This window comes from Nocardia sp. NPDC004260, assembly GCF_053603155.1.
In genome coordinates, this window is the sequence record NZ_JBSGEZ010000005.1 from 98266 (window position 1) to 117215 (window position 18950).

Genomic DNA, 18950 nt, shown 5'->3' on the forward strand with positions numbered 1-18950 from the left:
GCGACCGGGCCGGGGGCCGATGATCTCCACCACACCTTTACCCTCGTAAGCATGCAGTCCTGGTCCGATACCGCCCTCCCCACCGTCCCTGGAGCAGGACCGCCGTTGCGGTTGTACGACACCGCCGACCGTCTGGTGCGCCCGGTCACCCCCGGCTCCACCGCCACCATGTACGTCTGCGGCATCACCCCCTACGACGCCACCCACCTCGGGCACGCCGCGACCTACCTGACCTTCGACCTGGTCAACCGGCTGTGGCGCGACGCGGGCCACGACGTGCACTACGTGCAGAACGTCACCGACGTCGACGACCCGCTGTTCGAACGCGCCGCCCGCGACGGCGTGGACTGGCGCGACCTCGGCGCGGCGGAGACCGACCTGTTCCGTGAGGACATGGCCGCGCTGCGGATCGTGCCGCCCCGCGACTACGTCGGCGCCGTCGAATCCGTCGACGAGGTCGTCGAATTCGTGCAGAAACTGCTGGCTTCCGGCGCCGCCTACGTCGTCGACGACGCCGAGTACCCCGACGTCTACTTCCGCGCCGACGCCACCGACCAGTTCGGTTACGAATCCGGCTACGACCGCGCCACCATGCAGCGACTGTTCGCCGAACGCGGCGGCGACCCGGACCGTCCCGGTAAACGCGACACCATCGACGCGCTGCTGTGGCGCTCGGCGCGGCCCGGCGAGCCGTCCTGGCCCGCCCCGTTCGGCCCGGGCCGACCCGGCTGGCACATCGAGTGTTCGGCGATCGCGTTGAACCGCATCGGCCCGGAATTCGACATCCAGGGCGGCGGCAGTGACCTGATCTACCCCCACCACGAATACTCCGCCGCGCACGCCGAGTCGCTCATCGCGGGCCGCCGCTTCGCCCGCCACTACGTGCACGCCGGCCTGATCGGGCTGGACGGGGAGAAGATGTCGAAGTCCCGCGGCAACCTCGTGCTGGTGTCCACGCTGCGCCGCGGCGGCGTCGACCCGTCCGCCATCCGCCTGGGCCTGCTGGCCGGCCACTACCGGCAAGACCGGATGTGGACCGACGCCCTGCTCGAGCGGGCGCAGCAGCGCCTGGAGTTGTGGCGCGAAGCCGCCGCGTTGCCCGCCGGCCCGTCGGCCACCGACACCGTCGCCCGCCTGCGCCAGCACCTGGCCGACGATCTGGACACCCCCAAGGCGCTCGACGCGCTCGACAACTGGGCCCGCCAGGCACTGGACTACGGCGGCCAGGACACCGACGCGCCCGCGCTGATCGCCACCGCCGTCGACGCCCTGCTGGGCGTACGCCTGTAGCCGGTCTCTTGCCCGCATCCCCCGCGCGTGATGGGGTACGGGGGTGTGCAAGCTTCCCGGCCTCGGCCTGTTCGGCCCCGGCGGCAAACTGACCTCCCTCAGCGCGGGCCCCTTGCGGCCCCCGGCCGATCCCGCCGACCCGCGCACGATCGCCGCGCGCGCCCGCTTCTTCGGCGCCGACACCGTCGACCCGCGGACCGGCGCACTGCGCACCGACCGGGTCGTGCTGTCGTGGTTCGGCTGCACCACCTTCGCCCTGGCCATCGGCGGTTCGGTGTTCCTGCTCGACGCGTGGGTGCCCCGGCTGACCAGCACCGGTTACGTCCCCGCCACCCCACAGGACCTGGTGGACCTGGCGCCCGCGGCGATCTTCATCGGCCACGGCCACTTCGACCACGCCGCCGACGCGGGCCGCATCGCCGCAGCCACCGGCGCGGTCGTGCACGGCACCGCCGAGCACTGCGCGACCATCGCCGCACAGGTCACCGATCCGGCGTTCCCCACCGCCGTGCACGGTGACGCGGGCACCGCGATCGGCGCCAGGAAGGATTTCGCTGTGGGCGCGGTCGAGGTGACCGTCGTGCGGCACCTGCACTCCGCACGCACCCCACCCGATCCCGTCGGCGGATCACCGCGCTTCTTTCCCCGCCCGGAACCGGGTATCGTGCTCACCCACCCGCCGACGCTGAGCGGTCTGCTGCAAGGTGTGCCGCGGCTGGGCGACCCCGAAGGAGGGGTGCTGCTGTATCAGTTCCGGGTGCCGGGCTTGTGCCTGGTGTGGCACGACTCGACCGGACCGCTCACCGAACGCGCCCCGCAGGTGTTCGACACCCTCGCCGCGCTCCCGGCCACCGACGTGCAGATCGGCGCGGTGCAGGGCTACAACCAGATCAGCAACGGCCTGCGCGATCCCCGCACCTACATCGAAGCCCTCACCCCCGCGCTGTTCGTGCCGAGCCATCACGACAACTGGCTGCCCGGACTCACCGCGAGCGCGGCGACCTACGACGCACCGTTGCGCGCGGAACTGGAACGGATCTCCACGCCACGGCGACCGGAACTGCGCACCCTGCACGATCCGGCCGACTACGTGCACCCGCAGCGGCTCACCTTTCAGCTGTGAGCGTGTACCGGTTCTTCGAGTGTGATCAGCGCCGGCTCCGGGTCGAGTTGCCTTGTCGCGCTAGCTCTGGTTGCTGGTCGTAATCGCGTTGTTGACCGGGCAGTTGCCTTCGCTTCGACCGCACGCTGCGAAGTCGCAGAGGCGACACAGCCAAGGTTGTGAACGGTCGTGAGTGCCGGCCGCGCGTTCCTCGGCTCTGGCGAGGGTGACCGTGGTCAGCATCGCGTCCAGCGTTGCCGCCAGGTTGTCGACCTCGTCCGCGGACAACGCCGATAACGCGCTCGTCAGCGACGCCTCCCGTGCTTGAAGTATCCGCACCGCCATGCGACGGCCGGTGGGGGTCAAGACGACGGATACGGCCCTTCCGTCCTGCGCACCGGCCCGCTCGACGAGGCCTTCGGCTCGGAGGCGATCGACGAGGCGGACTGCGCCGGAGTGGGACAGGCCCAGCATGGAACTCAGCTGGGTGACCGTGCCGCCGTCGAGGAACTCGTGCAAGGCGGTCAGCGCGGCGGGAGCCGACGGGCCGAGGGCCGCGACCGCTTCGATGGCCGAGTTCATGCGGTCGGTGACTATGAGGCTCAACGCGCCCAGGGTGTTGGCTGCGTGCTGGCGGCTTGACTGTTTTCGCGTCACCGCTCTAGATTACATGTATGAGTCATACACATACTTCATCCGGGCGTGGTGAGTCGACGGCGGCGCTGTCGATGCTGAACATCGACAGCGCGGACCCAGCGAGGCTGGCACGGTTCTACGCGGCCGCGCTCGGCTGGGAGGTCACCTACAGCGACGACAGTTACGGGATGGTCGAAGGCAACGGCATCAAGATCGGCTTCGGCAAGATCGAGGGATTCCGGCCTGCGCAGTGGCCCGACGAAGCTGGCGTCAAAAGCTTCCACCTCGACCTGCAGGTCGACGACCTCGACGAGGCGACCGAGCGCCTGTGCGCGATCGGAGCCAGCCAACCCGACTTCCAACCCGGAGCTCAGCGCTGGCGGGTGCTGCTCGATCCCGACGGCCAACCTTTTTGCCTGAGTCCCCGTCCCGCGGCCACACCGTAGCGCCGCGCCGTGTCCGATCTCGCGGAGCTGCTCGTCCAGGACGCCGAGGCGTGGCGCACCTGGTTGGACAGTCATCACGCCGACCATCCGGGCGTGTGGCTGGTGCTGCACAAGAAGGGCGGTCAGACGACGACCCTGACCTACGCGCAAGCGCTCGACGAGGCGCTGTGCTTCGGCTGGATCGACGGGCAGATCGCACGACGTGACGACGACAGCTATCGCCAGCGCTTCACGCCCCGCCGGCCCAACAGCCCCTGGTCCGCCAGGAACGTCGAGCACATCGCCCGCCTCACCGAAGCCGGGCGGATGCAGCCGGCCGGGATCGCGGCCGTCGACAGGGCCAAGGCGCAAGGGCGGTGGCAAGCGGCCTACCGCGGGCAGGCCGACATGCGGACCCCGCCCGACCTAGTTCGAGCGCTGGCAGCCAATCCCGCCGCGGCCGCCACGTTCGACCGGTTGGACGCAGCCAATCGCTACGCCATTGCCTACCGGCTCAACACTGTCAAGCGCCCGGCGACTCGTGACCGCAAGCTGGCCGAGTATGTCGACATGCTCGCTCGCGGCGAATCCCTCCATCCCCGCAAGCCCCGGAAGGATCGCCAGTGATCGTCTCCATCCCATCCAACGCCGAAGCAGCACCGCGACCTGGTGGTCGCTGATGCCTGCGAGCGCGTGAGGCGCTGTCGCAGACGATCTCGGCCAAGGGGGCATTGGATGACGGGGCCGGACGGCGCACGTAAACCGACGAAGGGCAGGACCCATGGAAACACGCATGAAGATTGTGGCGAGTCCCGACTTGCTCACAGGGATCGAGCATCTCCACAAGGCGATTCACGCCGGTGGCCTCGACCCGCTCGTGCTCGAGCTGGTCCATCTACGGGCCAGCCAGATCAACGGATGCGGCCCGTGTGTGTTCGCTGGCGTCCAGTCGGCGAAGAAGCTCGGAGAGACCGAGGAGCGGCTGCACAGCGTCGCCGCCTGGCGTGAGACCCCGTTCTTCACCGAGAAGGAACGTGCAGCGCTCGCGCTGGCCGAGGCCGCCACCCGGATCCAGGACGGCTCGGCGGGAGTGACCGACGAGATCTGGGACGCTGCTGCCACCCACTTCGACGAGAAGCAGATGTCCGCGATCATCCTGAACATCGCAATCACCAACTTCTTCAACCGGATCAACCACACGATCCGGGAGCAGGCCGGCAAGACCTGGTGAAGGCGAGCGGGCGCCATCCGTCCAGACGCCGCCGTGGTCACGTGGCAGTGGACGGGATCGGTCAGCTCCACCGCTGACCGATCCCGCCGGTTCCGGCAGGTCACCGACCGCGGGGGTTGCCTGAGGACCACATCAACTCTCGATGACTTCGGCAGGCGTTCGCCCGGCACGTCGACCGCAGTCCCCCTCAGGTCCAGATACTGATCCGGCGGCGGCGTGACGGGGAAGACCAGGCCGCAGTAACCTGCGTCGAGCGTTGGGCATCGACGGCGGGAGTCTCACCCGGCTGGTCAAGCAGCTGGAAACCCAGGGGCTGCCCGGCCGTCGGCTCGACCCGGCCGACAACCGCTACACCCACACCGCGCTGACTCCCTCGGCGAGCAAACAGCCGCCGACCTCGAGCACACCAGCAATACCAGCGACGGTTGCCCGACGACATCCCCGGGCAACAACGACAGACCGCGCTCGATGCGCTGCGGCGCATCCGCGCGAACACAACCGAACAGGAAAACTCGTGACCGATGACGTGCGGGCGGTGGCTCGACGTATGTATGCGGCGTTCAACGCCCACAACTACGATGCCGCGAAAGATATCTTCACCGCCGACTTCTACAGCCACCCTCTCGACATGACAGGTCCCGACAGCGTCACCCGAGCCTGGCAGCGGTTCCATGAGGCATTCCCCGAGGCGCAGGTCACCGTCGAGGACATGATCGTCGAGAACAACACCGTCGCCGTCCGCACCAGCGTGCAAGGCATCCCGGACCAGCCAGAGCCGACAATGCTCGAAATCTTCCGGATACGTGACGGGCGCATCGCGGAACTATGGGGACTGTCCTCCCTGCAACACCGCCCCTGAACGTCCTGCCGGGGGGCGCCTCCCACGTGGCGTACATCCGGTGATCGGTGGGGTTTCCATTGAGTGCGTTCGCCGGACTCACCCAGGCGCGCCGGAGCCGCTCGCCGATGGCGTCAGACTTCACCGATAGCCGACGCGGTAGAACATCACCGATGTCCCAACTGTCACGCGCCCGCCGCAAGCGCCTGCCGGAGCGGTTCGCCGCGCAGCTGGGCGTCGGCCTTGCGCGCCGCCACATCCAGCGCCCACCGCAGCGCACCGCGCCGGGCGTCGTCGGGTTCGGCGGCGACGGAGAATTCGATGGCGGCCTTCAGTTTCTCCCACACGCGGCACCGCGCCCCAGATGGTGGGGTGCACGTCGGCCAGCGCGGCCGGCACCCAACGCGGCCGGGCCCGCCGCGACCGCGGGTACCTCTTCGGCGTACACCCGCCAGGTGAGCGTTTGTTCGCCGCCGATGGACCGGACGGCCACCGCGTCGGGATCGATCGCGGCGCTGTGCTGGAATGCGGCGCAGGACGTGTTCGGTTCGGTCATCGCACAACCCCGTTCGGTACACCCGGCTTTCCCGGACCGCAGGTGTCCGGCCGTGCTCGGCGGGGCGCTTTCGCCCGTTTCCGGATCCGCGACCGGTTCGTCCGCGCACGACCGAACCACTTCCGCGGCAACGGGATCGGTGGATCCGGCCGTGCGAAGTCCGCTGCCCGCCCGGCCCGGGCGATGGGGTCGCGGACCGACCGCCGCGGCGGGGCGGGTCACGCCGCGCTGCCGCTGCCGGCTTGGAACACGGCGGTCATGAGGTCGGCGATAACTGTCAGCAATTCCACGATCGCTCCGTTTCGGTAGAAAACACGAAGTCAGCAGCGTGTATGACGCGATCGTCCTTCTCGTGAATGTGGAATGAATAAACAGAAACCGACCGGCACCGGACGGGGTGACCGCCGGCGTTCAACCTCTGATACGCGCTGAACTGGGGGTTCATCGCCATCTCTCCGGCTTCGGCCAGCACCCGGTCCGATGAAAGATTCCCGCTCCCACCGCGCTGCATTCCGCCGACGACTTCACCGTGAAGCCGAAGAAAAGGCGCGACACAGCAATCCGTCAGGAAATATCACCCCACGAAACGAGGGAGAATTCTTGCGACGCAGCAATTTCCGGTGCGCCCCGCACGGTGGTCGGAGCGCTAGGTGGTCAGTGCCGTGACGGCGGCGGCGTACATGGTGTTCTTGATCGCACCGAGCGTGCCGGGGTCCTTACCACCCAGCGGGGCCAGCAGCGCTACGGCGGAGTCGGTGACGGCCCCTTCGGCGGCGGTGGCATCGACGATGTCGTAGGCCGCGGCGTCGAGGCCGCCGAAGCGGCGGCCGGTGGTCATCGAGGCGACGGCGCTTTTCGGGGTGAGCTTGGCCTGGATCAGCGCGGCCATCCCGGGGGTGAAGGGAATGTGGATGTCGACTTCGGGGAAGCAGAAGTAGCCGCGGTCGGCGCGCATCACGCGGTAGTCGTGGGCGATGGCGAGCATGGCGCCCGCGCCGAAGGCGTGCCCGGGCAGCGCGGCGGCGGTGGGCACGGGCAGGGTGAGCACCCGCGCGAACAGCGCCTGCACCTGCGCGACGTACCACTCGGCGCGATCGGCGTTGGCGCCGAGCCAACCCAGGTCCAGTCCGTTGGAGTAGAACTTGCCGCTCGCGGTGGTGACCAGGCCCTGTGCGCCGTCGGCGAGGGCGGTGTCGAGGTGGGCGCCGAGCTGGTCGAGAAAGTCGGGGGAGAAACGGTTCTCGTCGCCACCGAGGTCGAGAACGGCGATCTTGTCGTGGTAGTCGAGCGTAGGCATCGGGGGTCCTTCCGGTAGGGGGTGAAAACAGGGGTCACAGGGGTGGGGGACCGACGGCGAGCACGGCCCGCACGGCGCTGCGCAGGTATTCCCGTGCGCGCGGATCGGCCAGCCGGTCGCGGCGCAGCAGCACCGCGGTCGGCAGATCGACCAGGCACAGCGTCATGACGTCGACGGCATGGCGATCGCCGCGCTGCCACAACTGCCGCGACAGCCGCACCAGCAACTCGACAAGCACCGCGTCGGTGGCGGCCAGCTCGGCGGCGACACCTTCGGGCACCTCGCTGAGCAACTCCTCACGCCGCACGGCCAGCAGCAGCCGCGACGACGCGGGGTGGCGTTCGGCGAACAGCGCGGGCGCCTCCGCGGCCGAGACCACGGCCTCGACGTCGCCTCGGTCGTCCGATGCCGCGTCGACCAGCGCGGTTTGCAGGTCGAGAAAGCGGCGCGCGGCACGCAACCAGGTGCGGGCCAGCAGCTCCGCGCGTGATCCGAAGGTGTGGTAGATCGCGCCGTTGGACACGCCGGTGGCGGCGGCCACCGCGCGCGTGGTGACTGCGGCGGGGCCGGAGCGAACGGCCAGCGATTCTGCGGCGTCGAGCACGGTGTCGGGGTCGTGGGTCCGGGGGCGGGGCATGCCGTCACTATAACAGAGCGATTGCTCTGTTATTCGCCGCGTGTCTCGCGCGGCCAGATCACCCACGCGCGCTGAATACTTCAGCAGGTAACAGGTACCGAAGCGCCTTCTCGGCGTACGCATCGGTACTTCCCGAGGTCGGTCCAGCCGACGCTACGATGGGGTACTGTTCGGTCCCTCCCCCTGACCGAACGAAGAGAACGGCGCGCGTATGTCACGAGTGGTCACCAAGGAGCAGTACTTCGACACCGGCTTGGAAGTGCTCGCCGATCTCGGCTTCAAGGGTCTCAACATCGGCGTCCTGTGCCGGCAGCTCGGCGTCACCAGCGGATCGTTCTACCACCACTTCGGCAGTTGGCAAGGATTCGTCGACGCCCTGCTCGAACACTGGGAGAACCGCCAAGTGCGCATCCTGGGCACCATGCCGTTCAACCAGGGCAACCCCGATGACGACATCCGCGCCATGTCCGACCTCGCCGCCGGACTGCACCATTCCGCCGAAGCCGCCATCCGCGCCTGGGCGGCCAACGACGAATCGGTCAACCTCGCACTCAAGCGCGTCGACGAATCCCGCAGGCGCACCGTGCACAAAGCGATCAAGGGAGTCGTCGGCGACAACGACACCGCCGCCGTGGTCACCTCACTGGGCATGGCGATGCTCGTCGGCTACCAGCAGATCGCCGCGGGCGGGGAGAACCTGTCACTGGACCAGCTGCTGGCCGAATACGCGCGCCTGATCTACTCCCACGCCCAGCGCTGACCCACTCCGGCTAACCGAGCAGCTCGTCGACATAGCACCAGCGCCACGCCTCTCCCGGCTCCACACTGCGCATCACCGGATGCCCGCTGGCGGCGTAGTGCTTGGTCGCGTGATTGCCCGGAGAAGAGTCGCAGCAGGCGATGTGCCCGCACGACAAGCACATCCGCAGATGCACCCATGCCTGCCCCTCCGCGAGACATTCGCCGCATTCGTCCGGCCCGCCTTGCGCACGCACCAGCGGCGCATCCCGCAGATGCGCGCAAGCGTCGTCGGCCCCCGCCGCGGCCAGCGGTTCGACCCGTTCTTCCTCGGTCTCGTCGTAGCGATCGATGATCGACTCCTCGAGATCCAACTGCGCCAGCACGTGCTGCAGGATCTCGTAGTCGACGGTGCCCGAATCCCGTACCCGCAAAACCGTTTCGCGTTCGGCCTGCAACATCGCCAACCGCAGCCTCCGGTACTCCGCGGTGGGTGTCACCAGCTCCGACTCCGCCCGCCCCAACCGCTCCCAGGCGGCATTGGCCTTCCACAGGACGCGATCACGCAACGTCTGCACCACCCCCGGCGGCGTGTCCGGCGTGACCTCCCGCTCGAGCACGGCCAAACCCGCCGCGGTGGCCTGCTGCAACACGTTGGCCTTCTGCAACGCGTCCTCGGCGCGACTGGGCCCGCGCAACCGCAGCCACCGCACCAGCCACGGCAACGACGTGCCCTGCACCAGCAGCGTTCCCGCCACCACCACCAGCGCCAGCAGGCGCAGCACGGCCAGCAACGGAGTGTCCTGCGGCAGCAGCAGCACCGCCGCCAACGTCACCACCCCGCGCATCCCCGCCCACGACACCACCACCAGATGACTCACCGGCACCGCGTCGCCACCACCGAGACTGCGCGACAACAGCGACGACCCGAACACCCAGACCGGACGCGCCAGCATCGTCGCGGCCAGCACCGCCACCGCCGACCACAGCAGGGTGGCGTGGTCGAGCTCGCTGCGCCAAGCACCCTCCACGATGCCGCGCACCTGCAACCCGATCAGCACGAACACCGCGCTCTCCAGGATGAACTGGATCGTGCGCCAATTGATGCGCTCGGAGATCCGCGACGCGGCGCTCTGCCACACCGGCGCGTTGTGTCCGAGGATCATCCCGCACACGACCACCGCGATCACCCCCGAGGCGTGGATGCCCTCGGCGGGCAGATACGCCGCGAACGGCGCCAGGAACGACAACGTCGTGTCCATCACCGGGTCGGTGATCCGCCGCCGCAGCATCGCCAGCAGATAGGCCACCACCACTCCCACCGCCGCGCCGCCACCGGCCGCCAGCAGGAAATCGGCGCCGGCCGCCCACACCGACACCGTGCCCACCATCGCCGCCAGCGCCGTCCGCAACGCCACCAGCGCGGTCGCGTCGTTGAACAGCGACTCGTCCTCCAGGATCGTCACGATCCGCCGCGGCATCCCGATCCGCCGCGCCACCGCCGTGGCGGCCACCGCATCCGGCGGAGCCACCACCGCACCCAGCGCGACAGCGACCGCGAACGGCACCGGCAGCAGCCACCACACCACCACCGCCACGACGAAGGTCGTGAACAACACCAACCCCACCGACAACAACCCGATCGTGCGCGCATTCGCCCGGAAATCCACCAGCGACGTGCGGATCGCGGCCGTATACAGCAAAGGAGGCAGGAAACCGAGCAGAATGATCTCCGGCTCCAAATGGATCTCCGGCAGCAACGGCAAATACGACGCCGCCACCCCACCCACCGTCAGTACCAGCGGTTCGGAGATCCCGAACCGTCGCGCCAGCGCCGCCAACGCGGCCGCCGACGCGACGAGAACAACCAGGCCGATCGCGACATGCACGGTGAAATTCTCCCAGAGCGCACGATCGGCTATCGGGTCGGCGCGGTAGATGACACGTGCACGACCGACCGAACTACTGTGCCCGGGCGCACACACGCGCCATGCTTGTCCACGACAAGGAGGTAGACATGGAGGAGTTCGCGTCCTGGCGGGCGAACGGACGACGCCACACTCATCGCGGCCACCAGATCTTCTGGCGCGACGGAGGCGCAGGCACCGACGGGACGCTGGTGTGCATCCACGGATTTCCCACCGCGTCCTGGGACTGGCATCGGATATGGCCCGCCCTGTGCGAACGATTCGCCAGGGTCATCGCCCCCGACATGATCGGATTCGGCTGGTCGGCCAAACCCCGCCACTACGACTACCGCATCACCGACCAAGCCGACATCCACGAGAACCTGCTGCGAGAACAGGGCATCAGCCGGTACCACATCCTCGCCCACGACTACGGTGACACCGTCGCCCAGGAGCTTTTGGCCCGCGACGCCGAACGCCGCGCGGCCGGCGACGAATCCCTGGTGATCGAGTCGGTGTGCCTGCTCAACGGCGGCTTGTTCCCCGAAGCACACCGCCCTCGCCTGGTGCAGCGGCTGCTGGCGAGCCCGCTCGGCCCGCTGATCGGCGTCCTGGGCACCGAACGCACCTTCCACCACAGCTTGGCCGCGGTATTCGGGCCCGACACCAAACCCACCGACATCGAACTGCACCAGTTCTGGCTGCTGTGGTGCAGCAGGCACGGCAAAAGCAACGGCCACAAACTCATCCGCTACATGGCCGAACGCCGCAAGCAGCGCACGCGCTGGGTGGGCGCACTGCAGCAGGCCCAGGTCCCGGTCCGGCTCGTCGACGGCCTGTCCGATCCCGTCTCCGGCGGCCACATGGTGCACCGCTACCGCGAACTGATCACCGACCCCGATGTCGTGGAACTGTCGCGAATCGGCCACTACCCGCAACTGGAGGCACCCGAGCCGACCCTCGCGGCATTCCTGGAATTCCACGACACCCGCGTCCACAAGCCCACGGCCTGACCGATGGTGCGGACCGGCCCCGCCGGTCCGCACCATCACCGTGTATCCGCACCATCACGGTGTAGTCCACGACCGCGCTGGACCGCTTCCGAAACGCGTTCGCGTGGAACCGTTATCGCGTCCCGACCGCCGACATGCGCACCGAAGGAGCCGCCGATGTCCGCCGCCGACCTGCCCCTGGAAACCATCGAACTCGACCAGTCCGGGCGGGTACTCACCGCGCGTGTCGTCGCGCCCCCGTGGAACTTCGTCACCACCGCGGTCGTCCGCGACCTCGACCTTCTCACCGCCGCGGTCGATATCGACGACACCGTGGGCGCGGTCGTGCTCACCGGAGGACTGCCCGGCCGCTTCCTCACCCACGCCGACCCCGCCGCCCTCGGCGGCATGATCGAGAAACCACGCCCCTTCGTCCCCGCTCGCGCCGCCGCACCGTTCCTGCGCGCCGCCGCTGCCGTCCTGCACGTTCCCGGCGCCACCGACCTGGTCGAACGCCACGGCGGCGGTCTCGGTGCGGGCCTGGTCTGGGGTTACCGCTGGAAACGCACCACCTTGCGGATGAACCGCTCCGGCGTCGCCTACCTCGCCGCCATCAACGGACCCGCACTCGGCGGCGGGCACGAAATCGCGCTGGCCTGCGATCTGCGCTACGCCGCCGACGCCGACCACGTGCGCTTGGGTCAGATCGAGACGCTGGCCAACCTCATCCCCGGCGGCGGCGCGACCCAACGCCTCACCCGCCTGCTCGGCGCCGCCAAAGCCATCGAGGTCACCCTCGAAGGCACGCCGTTCACCGCCCAGGAAGCGCTGCGTCTCGGCCTGGTGAACCGCGTACTGCCGGCCGAGGCCCTGCTCGCCGAAACCCAGGCCACCGCGGCCCGGCTGGCCGCCCGCAACCCGGTCGTCGTCGCCGAACTCAAACGCGCCGTCTACTTCGGCTCCGACAAATCCCTCTCCCGCGGCCTCGACGCCGAACAAGCCGGGTTCGTCTCCGTCGGCACCACCACCGCGGCCGCCCGCACCACCAAAGCCTTCTTCGAAGACCTCCACCGCCTCGCCGACACCCCGTTCCTGGCCGACCCCCAACCCTGGCTGGACGGCACCCGCGTCGACCAGGTGAGCAAATGACCCACCTCGCGGGGGACGACACCAACGGGGGCCGTCAGCGTTCGATGCTCATAGTCAGGTGCAGTCAACGGCGGAGCGGGAGCGAGTCGCTCAGCCGGGGATGTATGACCCGGACCCGTACTGCTCGACGTCGCGGCGGTACCGGTCCTGCCAGTGCAGGAATTCGTGGCCGTCGCTGCGGAACTTGCCCTGCAGATCGCCGGGAAGGCCTCCGGTACAGCCTCTGGCCAGGAATTCCACCATCCCGTACGGCAGGACCGTCAATTCGTCGTCGAATACGCACACCGGCCACTCGGCGCTCGATTCACCCTCGACGCGCCACAGGTAGTAGTAGTCGCCACCGCCATCAACACCCCACTGGATATACCTGTCACCGTCACCCAGAATTTCGGCCCTGTACGGCTTGGCGGCAGCCCGGCGAAACGTCCCGGTGATCTCCACCACACTCGTGCTGTACCGGTGGCCGGGCGCCGTCGCCGGTGCCGCGATCAGCAGCTCGTCGTCAAGCGTCCCGGCGCCGTAAACCGCGAGGAAGTCCAGGTAGTCCGGCGGCAGTTGGACCCCCAACGCGGCCTCGGCCTCCGCCACCCCCTGCAGATCCAGCGCCGCCCACTCCGCGCTGGCCGGCGACGGCGGGAGAATCCGCCGCAAACGTTCGAGCGCATCGCTTGTCATCGGTTCTCCCTGATCCGTCGGGCCCGTCGGAACCGGACTCGCCGGATTCATGTCCGGGTCGACCGTGTCTCGTGACCCGCCCTGGCTTCACGGTTCAACAGCCCGTTGCGAGACATCGGTGTTCAGTGCCTGCGGGTGGAGGCGCGCCCATCATGCCAACATTCGCGCGTGTCGGCCTGAAGCTGTTCCCAGTCACGGCTATAGCCCCGCAACGCGCCTTGCATGCGGTAACCGGGGGAGATTTGAACCACCGACCTCGCGATGGCCGCCCACCCCGCGGTCCACACTCGTCAAGCGGTCGGCGCGGGTTCGCGCTCGCTGAGGTCCACACGCTCCCCGGAGTCGACCGACGCCCGCGTCACCGTCACCCACGTGTTGTTCACCGCCGCCGTCCCCGAGAACGTGTCGGTCACCGCCGGATCGTGCAGCAGGTTCACATTCGCGCCCGGCAGCGACGCCGCCACCGTCCACCCGACACCCGGCTCCTGATGTCCCCACCCGTGCGGGATCGCCACCGTCCCGGCCCGGATGTCGTCGCTGACCTCCAACGGCACCACGATCGCCCCGGTGCGCGAACGCACCGTCACCGGCTCACCGTCGCGCAACCCGCGCGCCGCCGCATCCTGCGGATGCATCAGCGCCGTGCAACGATCGCGCCCCTTCACCATCGACGGCACATTGTGCAGCCACGAATTGTTGCTGCGCAGATGACGGCGACCGATCAACTTCAAGTCGTAGCCGTCGGCAGGCGCGGTCACCGCCTGACCCCGCTGCGCGTCCGCGAGAACTTCACGCACGGCCGCCACGAAATCCTCCGGCGCCACATGCACCTTCCGATCCTTCGTCCCGAGCAGCGACCGCAGCCTCGGCCGCAACGGACCCAGATCGATACCGCCCGCCGCCGCACGCGCCTTGCCCACTGTCAAACCCTTGCGACCCCGCCGCAACACCCCGTACGGCCCCGCCGCCACCCCGAGCGTGGCGATCCGCACGGGGCTGACCCGATCGAACACCGCGTTGAGCACCCGCGCGGTGAGCCGCCGCCCAGGCAACGGCACCATTTCGGTGACCAACCGCGCCATGATCTGCCAATCCTCCAGCCCATCGGCGGGCGGCTCGAACACGCGCGCGTCGAAACGCAGATTGTTGCGCACACTGAACACCGGGAACAGGATGTTGACGTCCTCGCGCTCCAACGGCGAGATCGGCGGCAGGATGATGTCCGCGTGCCGCGTCGTCTCCGTGACGTACATGTCCACGGCCACATAGAAATCCAGCCCGTCCAGCGCCGCCCCCAACCGGCCGCGCTGCGGCGTGGACAACACCGGATTGCCCGCATACGTGATCATCGCGCGGATCCGGCCCGGCCCCTCGGCCGACATCTCCTGCGCCAGCGCCGCCACCGGCAACTCCGAGCGGAACGACTTGTAGGTCCCGGAGCTGTCGGTCCACGCCCGATACCCCATCGGCAGATACTTCGCATACCGCGGCGCATCGATCGGCGGCGTCGCGAACATCTGCCCACCCGCCCGATCCAAGTTGCCCGTCACCGCGTTGATCGTGTTCACCAGCCAATGCGTCAACGTGCCGTTCACCTGCTGGCACACCCCGATCCGCGCATACAGCACCGCCGAGGGCGCCGCCGCGTGCTCTCGAGCCAGCCCGCGAATCGTCTCCGCGTCCACTCCCGCGTACTGCGCCATCTGCTCCGGCGACGCCTCGGCCACCAGCGCACGCAACTGCTCCCAGCCGGTGCTCGACGCGCGAATCGCCTTCACGTCACACAGATCTTCGGCGACCAGCACATGCAACATCGCCAGCAGCAGATACACATCACCGCCCGCAGCCACCGCGACGAGCTGATCGGCCAGCCGCGCCGTCTCGGTCCGCCGAGGGTCGATCACCACGACCTTCCCGCCGCGCCGCCGCACGTCCCGGATCCGCTGCTTCGCATTCGGCATGGTCGTCACCGACCCGTTCGACACCGCCGGATTCGCCCCCAGAATCACCAGGCGGTCGGTCCGATCGATATCGGCCACCGGCATCAGCACATTCGAGCCGAACATCCGCCACGCGACGAACTCCTGCGGGAACTGATCGATCGACGACGCCGAGAAGAAGTTCCGCGTCAGCAGCACCGCCCGCAGCAACACCGCGTACAGCACCGACGAGCTGTGCGCGGCCGGATTCCCCAGATACATGCCGATCGCGCTGTTGCCGTGCTCGCGACGCACCTTGCGCAACCGCCGACCGATCTCCTCGAATGCCTCGTCCCAGCCGATCGGCTCGAACGACGAACCCACCCGCCGCACCGGCGTCCGCAACCGATCCGGGTCGTGGTGCAACCCGCCCATCGCCGTCGCCTTCGGGCAGATGTACCCCTTCGACAGCACGTCCTGCGGATTGCCCTCGATCCGCGTCACCTGGTCACCGGAGACCGTGACGAGAATTCCGCAGTGCGCCTCGCACAACGTGCACTGACGGGCAATGGTGGTCGCACTCATGAATTTTCACCTTCTGCCGGATCGCTTCCCACAGGCTATCTGGGACAGCTCCTTCCGTACAGGGATCTATGTAGGGCGGATGCGGGCATGCAGATGCATGTCGTGCCAACCGTCCGCGTGCAACCCAGCACTGCGCCGGACACCCTCCGGCGCGAATCCCGCCTTCACCGCCGCACGACAGGACGCGGTATTACGCACCGAGTGCGACACCTCCAGCCGATGGAAACCCACCCCGAACGCCCACCGAGTCACCGTCTCGACCGCGGCGGGCGTCACGCCGCGGCCCCGCCATCCCGGAGCAGTCCAGTACGCGATCCCCGCCACGCCATCCGCGGGTGCCATATGCCGCAACCCGACCCTGCCCGCCACCACGTCACCGACGACGACCGCCCACTGCGGGCCGTCACCATTACGCCACCCCGCCTGCCAACGTGCGATCAACTCCCGCGCCTCGGCCTCGGAAACGACATCTCGAACATGCCAGCGCTGGATATCCGGATCCCGGTAGACGGCCTGGATCACCGCCGCGTCGGCGTTCGTCCAGGGGCGCACCACCACTGTCTCACCTCGCAAGGTGGGCTGCGTTCCCGCGGCGAACACTTCGGCGGCGACCACATCGGGCAGCAGAGCGGACACACCCGGGATTGTCACCCGGACATACCGCTCGCCGCCAGCGAATTCCCCCGTAGAGTCTCCCGATCACGGGCCGCGCCAACCTACCTCGATGGACAGCGGCTCGATCCCATGCGCGCCGCCGAACCGGGGGATCGTCTTACGAACACCCTCATTGTCCGACCCACGGCAACCCCGTGTGGCGAGACGACACCAACGACTGCCGAATGTCTCAGACCGTACGGTAGCTATGCCGTGCTCCGCACCGCGCGGTCGCTCGACACCCGCACACCCGAGTCGAGCAGAATCCAGGCGAGTAAGTGGCTGGAGCGCGCCAGATCCGAGCTGGACCGCTGAACCGGCGGTGAAGCGACGCCCATGGGGGAGTAGAGGAGTCGGGCCGCCCAGCTACACGGTCGGGACTTCCACCGCTCGACCACCGACGGCAGGCGCCGGATTCGGCGGCGAGAACCCCGGCAGGAACCGGTTCACCGCGGGAATCATCAGGTGAATCAGCGGCCCGATCCCGAAGGCGTAGACCAGTGTTCCGATACCGACGCTGCCGCCCAAGGCGAATCCCGTCACCAACACCGTCACCTCGATCGCCGTGCGCACCACCCACACCGATCGACCGGTCCGCCGAACCAGTCCAGTCATCAGCCCATCCCGCGGACCCGGGCCCATCCCCGCCCCGATGTACAACACACTCGCCACCGCGTTCAGCACAACTGCGGCCGCCATGGCGCAGACCCGCACCGCCAGCGCATCCCACGACGGCAGCCACGCAAGCCCCGCATCGACCGACACCGCGATCACCACGACATTGCTCACCGTGCCCAGCCCCGGCAACTGCCGCAGCGGAATCCACGCCAACAGCACCGCGACACCCGTAACCGCCGTGACGGCACCGAAACTGATCGGCACGTGCCGCGCCACACCTTGATGGAACACATCCCACGGATCCAGCCCGAGCCCAGCCCGCACCATCACCGCCATCGAGAACCCGTACAACCACAATCCGGCATACAACGCGACCAACCGACGAACCAGCACCGCCCCAGCGTGCCCGCAACTGGCCACCACAACCAGAGCCAATCACCGATCACTGGACCGCGCAGCGAAATCCATGAGGTGCGGCGGACCATCACGCCATGACGCAACCACACACGCCGCTAGGCCAGGGGAGTGCGATCTAGGAAAAACCCAAGACTTACCGAACCTCAGCCGCGCCATTCCCTGAAGCCGCTGTCCGAGGAGGTGACAATGCGAGGATGCCGAGCCGAGGAGAAACGTGGTGACCTACGAAGACGATGTAGTCGCCTCACTGTGGGCGAGGAGAGCCCGTTGGGCCCACGCCGCCGATGCCCGGAAAAGGCGTGCGGACCGCGCTCGCGCCGCTGTACTGATCCTCGGCGGCGTCGGGGCAATCGCGGCGGCGATGACCGCGACCATTCTGCGGACATCCGGCCTGCCGCAACTCGTAGTGACCACCATCGGCGCCGTCTGCCTCGCCGTGGCGACCTTCCTCACCGCTCATTTCCTCACACCCGCCGAATTCCGCCGCTGGTCTCGTGCCCGCGCAGTGGCAGAGAACATCAAGCAGGTGATCTACCGGTTCCGGGCACGAGCACGCCCCTTCCTCGGCGACAGTGCCTTGCTCAGCCTGCACCGGGCGATCGCCGAGATCGAGGAGAAGGCCGACGATCTTCTGCCCTACGTGACCGAGAACGACACCAGCTCCACACCAACAGGCAGCAGCCCACGCTCGGATACCGAGGTACCACCTCTACTGGCCCCCGAAGACTACGTGCGCCTCCGGGTACAACACCAGATCACGAACTATTACCAGCGCAGGGCGCACCAATACGCCGAACGAGCGCGGCGCCTACGGACATGGACCCTCGTACTCGGTCTGGCCGCCACCGTCCTCGCAACCGTCGCCGCGGTGCTCGCCGGCACCGCGACCGTCTCGACTCCCACCTCCCTGGCCTCCACGCTCACACCGTGGGTAGCGGTGCTGACAACGCTCAGCGCGAGCGTCGCCGGTCATCTGACCGGTCGCCGGTACGAGTTCCTGGTGATGAGTTATGCGGCGACGGCACGTCGCCTGCAACAGCTGCTGCAGGAGTGGAGGGCAGAGGGAGCACCGACCGACGAACAGCGGTGGACGGCCTTCGTCGACGACTGCGAAAGCGTAATCGCCGCCGAGAACCAGACGTGGGTCGCGAAGTGGACCGAAGAACCACCCGACCGCAGATGAATCGCCAGTCCGATACACCGCAGCAAGCCGTCTTCAGCACCGCCGAACCGGCTACCGGCAGGCTCCACACACAGAACGAGTAGCCCACTACTCGCGCCACC

Annotated in this window: 20 protein-coding genes; 10 read left to right on the top strand and 10 right to left on the bottom strand. The window is 68.3% G+C overall.

Features of this window, described 5'->3' with window-relative positions:
* Window positions 1–51: 51 nt before the first annotated feature.
* Window positions 52–1290 carry a cysteine--1-D-myo-inosityl 2-amino-2-deoxy-alpha-D-glucopyranoside ligase gene (mshC, locus tag ACWEO7_RS05355; protein ID WP_452420979.1) on the top strand — a complete coding sequence of 413 codons (1239 nt, stop codon included), beginning with the start codon at window positions 52–54 and terminating at the stop codon, window positions 1288–1290.
* 43 nt (window positions 1291–1333) lie between these two features.
* The gene (locus tag ACWEO7_RS05360; protein ID WP_452420981.1) at window positions 1334–2413 is read left to right on the top strand and encodes an MBL fold metallo-hydrolase; all 1080 of its coding nucleotides are present in this window, start codon (window positions 1334–1336) and stop codon (window positions 2411–2413) included.
* A gap of 60 nt (window positions 2414–2473) precedes the next feature.
* Here ACWEO7_RS05360 and ACWEO7_RS05365 read toward each other — a convergent pair whose 3' ends face one another.
* On the bottom strand, window positions 2474–3049 hold the full coding sequence (locus ACWEO7_RS05365; RefSeq protein WP_452420983.1) for a MarR family winged helix-turn-helix transcriptional regulator: 576 nt from the start codon (window positions 3047–3049) through the stop codon (window positions 2474–2476).
* 17 nt (window positions 3050–3066) lie between these two features.
* Between ACWEO7_RS05365 and ACWEO7_RS05370 the strand changes: the two genes are divergently transcribed.
* The 4 genes from ACWEO7_RS05370 (at window position 3067) to ACWEO7_RS05385 (ending at window position 5543) form a co-directional block, all read left to right on the top strand.
* The gene (locus tag ACWEO7_RS05370) at window positions 3067–3474 is read left to right on the top strand and encodes a VOC family protein (protein ID WP_452420985.1); all 408 of its coding nucleotides are present in this window, start codon (window positions 3067–3069) and stop codon (window positions 3472–3474) included.
* A 9-nt stretch (window positions 3475–3483) separates the two neighbouring features.
* The gene (locus ACWEO7_RS05375; protein ID WP_452420986.1) at window positions 3484–4080 is read left to right on the top strand and encodes a YdeI/OmpD-associated family protein; all 597 of its coding nucleotides are present in this window, start codon (window positions 3484–3486) and stop codon (window positions 4078–4080) included.
* A 166-nt stretch (window positions 4081–4246) separates the two neighbouring features.
* Window positions 4247–4684: a carboxymuconolactone decarboxylase family protein gene (locus ACWEO7_RS05380; RefSeq protein ID WP_452420988.1), complete on the top strand. Its 438-nt coding sequence runs from the start codon at window positions 4247–4249 to the stop codon at window positions 4682–4684.
* A 514-nt stretch (window positions 4685–5198) separates the two neighbouring features.
* Entirely contained in the window at window positions 5199–5543 is a 345-nt protein-coding gene (locus tag ACWEO7_RS05385) for an ester cyclase (protein ID WP_452420990.1), read from the top strand.
* Window positions 5544–5707: 164 nt separating this feature from the next.
* Here the strand turns inward: ACWEO7_RS05385 and ACWEO7_RS05390 are convergent, their stop codons facing one another.
* The 4 genes from ACWEO7_RS05390 to ACWEO7_RS05405 all read right to left on the bottom strand — a co-directional run bounded on the left by ACWEO7_RS05390 (window position 5708) and on the right by ACWEO7_RS05405 (window position 8012).
* Window positions 5708–5869, bottom strand: a complete 162-nt coding sequence (locus ACWEO7_RS05390) for a hypothetical protein (protein ID WP_452420992.1) — start codon at window positions 5867–5869, stop codon at window positions 5708–5710.
* Entirely contained in the window at window positions 5854–6078 is a 225-nt protein-coding gene (locus ACWEO7_RS05395) for a hypothetical protein (protein WP_452420994.1), read from the bottom strand. The genes ACWEO7_RS05390 and ACWEO7_RS05395 overlap by 16 nt, the downstream gene beginning before the upstream one ends.
* A 646-nt stretch (window positions 6079–6724) precedes the next feature.
* A complete protein-coding gene (locus tag ACWEO7_RS05400) occupies window positions 6725–7375 on the bottom strand; it encodes an enoyl-CoA hydratase-related protein (protein WP_452420996.1) in 651 nt (216 codons plus the stop codon).
* A gap of 34 nt (window positions 7376–7409) precedes the next feature.
* Window positions 7410–8012, bottom strand: coding sequence for a TetR family transcriptional regulator (locus ACWEO7_RS05405; RefSeq protein ID WP_452420998.1), 603 nt, complete (start codon window positions 8010–8012; stop codon window positions 7410–7412).
* 211 nt (window positions 8013–8223) lie between these two features.
* On the opposite strand from ACWEO7_RS05405, the gene ACWEO7_RS05410 reads away from it, so the two are divergent.
* Window positions 8224–8772, top strand: coding sequence for a TetR/AcrR family transcriptional regulator (locus tag ACWEO7_RS05410; protein WP_452421000.1), 549 nt, complete (start codon window positions 8224–8226; stop codon window positions 8770–8772).
* A 10-nt stretch (window positions 8773–8782) separates the two neighbouring features.
* Here ACWEO7_RS05410 and ACWEO7_RS05415 read toward each other — a convergent pair whose 3' ends face one another.
* The gene (locus ACWEO7_RS05415; protein ID WP_452421002.1) at window positions 8783–10639 is read right to left on the bottom strand and encodes a Na+/H+ antiporter; all 1857 of its coding nucleotides are present in this window, start codon (window positions 10637–10639) and stop codon (window positions 8783–8785) included.
* 128 nt (window positions 10640–10767) lie between these two features.
* On the opposite strand from ACWEO7_RS05415, the gene ACWEO7_RS05420 reads away from it, so the two are divergent.
* Together ACWEO7_RS05420 and ACWEO7_RS05425 are read left to right on the top strand one after the other, a co-directional pair.
* Window positions 10768–11670, top strand: coding sequence for an alpha/beta fold hydrolase (locus ACWEO7_RS05420; protein WP_452421004.1), 903 nt, complete (start codon window positions 10768–10770; stop codon window positions 11668–11670).
* A 156-nt stretch (window positions 11671–11826) separates the two neighbouring features.
* On the top strand, window positions 11827–12798 hold the full coding sequence (locus tag ACWEO7_RS05425; RefSeq protein WP_452421006.1) for an enoyl-CoA hydratase/isomerase family protein: 972 nt from the start codon (window positions 11827–11829) through the stop codon (window positions 12796–12798).
* A 90-nt stretch (window positions 12799–12888) separates the two neighbouring features.
* Here ACWEO7_RS05425 and ACWEO7_RS05430 read toward each other — a convergent pair whose 3' ends face one another.
* The 4 genes from ACWEO7_RS05430 to yczE form a co-directional block, all read right to left on the bottom strand.
* On the bottom strand, window positions 12889–13473 hold the full coding sequence (locus ACWEO7_RS05430; protein ID WP_452421008.1) for an SMI1/KNR4 family protein: 585 nt from the start codon (window positions 13471–13473) through the stop codon (window positions 12889–12891).
* A 290-nt stretch (window positions 13474–13763) separates the two neighbouring features.
* Window positions 13764–15977 carry a molybdopterin oxidoreductase family protein gene (locus ACWEO7_RS05435; protein WP_452421010.1) on the bottom strand — a complete coding sequence of 738 codons (2214 nt, stop codon included), beginning with the start codon at window positions 15975–15977 and terminating at the stop codon, window positions 13764–13766.
* Window positions 15978–16043: 66 nt separating this feature from the next.
* Window positions 16044–16613: a GNAT family N-acetyltransferase gene (locus ACWEO7_RS05440; RefSeq protein WP_452421011.1), complete on the bottom strand. Its 570-nt coding sequence runs from the start codon at window positions 16611–16613 to the stop codon at window positions 16044–16046.
* Window positions 16614–16997: 384 nt separating this feature from the next.
* On the bottom strand, window positions 16998–17642 hold the full coding sequence (yczE, locus tag ACWEO7_RS05445; protein ID WP_450017490.1) for a membrane protein YczE: 645 nt from the start codon (window positions 17640–17642) through the stop codon (window positions 16998–17000).
* 241 nt (window positions 17643–17883) lie between these two features.
* On the opposite strand from yczE, the gene ACWEO7_RS05450 reads away from it, so the two are divergent.
* Complete coding sequence (locus ACWEO7_RS05450) at window positions 17884–18849, top strand: DUF4231 domain-containing protein (RefSeq protein WP_452421013.1); 966 nt, start codon at window positions 17884–17886, stop codon at window positions 18847–18849.
* Window positions 18850–18950 lie beyond the last annotated feature (101 nt).

What these genes read in the sequence shown, in the direction of transcription:
- mshC (WP_452420979.1), top strand. Translation starts at nt 52, where the DNA reads ATGCAGTCCTGGTCCGATACCGCCCTCCCCACCGTCCCTGGAGCAGGA.
- ACWEO7_RS05370 (WP_452420985.1), top strand. Translation starts at nt 3,067, where the DNA reads ATGAGTCATACACATACTTCATCCGGGCGTGGTGAGTCGACGGCGGCG.
- ACWEO7_RS05380 (WP_452420988.1), top strand. Translation starts at nt 4,247, where the DNA reads ATGAAGATTGTGGCGAGTCCCGACTTGCTCACAGGGATCGAGCATCTC.
- ACWEO7_RS05395 (WP_452420994.1), bottom strand. Translation starts at nt 6,078, where the DNA reads ATGACCGAACCGAACACGTCCTGCGCCGCATTCCAGCACAGCGCCGCG.
- ACWEO7_RS05400 (WP_452420996.1), bottom strand. Translation starts at nt 7,375, where the DNA reads ATGCCTACGCTCGACTACCACGACAAGATCGCCGTTCTCGACCTCGGT.
- ACWEO7_RS05405 (WP_452420998.1), bottom strand. Translation starts at nt 8,012, where the DNA reads ATGCCCCGCCCCCGGACCCACGACCCCGACACCGTGCTCGACGCCGCA.
- ACWEO7_RS05410 (WP_452421000.1), top strand. Translation starts at nt 8,224, where the DNA reads ATGTCACGAGTGGTCACCAAGGAGCAGTACTTCGACACCGGCTTGGAA.
- ACWEO7_RS05420 (WP_452421004.1), top strand. Translation starts at nt 10,768, where the DNA reads ATGGAGGAGTTCGCGTCCTGGCGGGCGAACGGACGACGCCACACTCAT.
- ACWEO7_RS05425 (WP_452421006.1), top strand. Translation starts at nt 11,827, where the DNA reads ATGTCCGCCGCCGACCTGCCCCTGGAAACCATCGAACTCGACCAGTCC.
- ACWEO7_RS05430 (WP_452421008.1), bottom strand. Translation starts at nt 13,473, where the DNA reads ATGACAAGCGATGCGCTCGAACGTTTGCGGCGGATTCTCCCGCCGTCG.
- ACWEO7_RS05435 (WP_452421010.1), bottom strand. Translation starts at nt 15,977, where the DNA reads ATGAGTGCGACCACCATTGCCCGTCAGTGCACGTTGTGCGAGGCGCAC.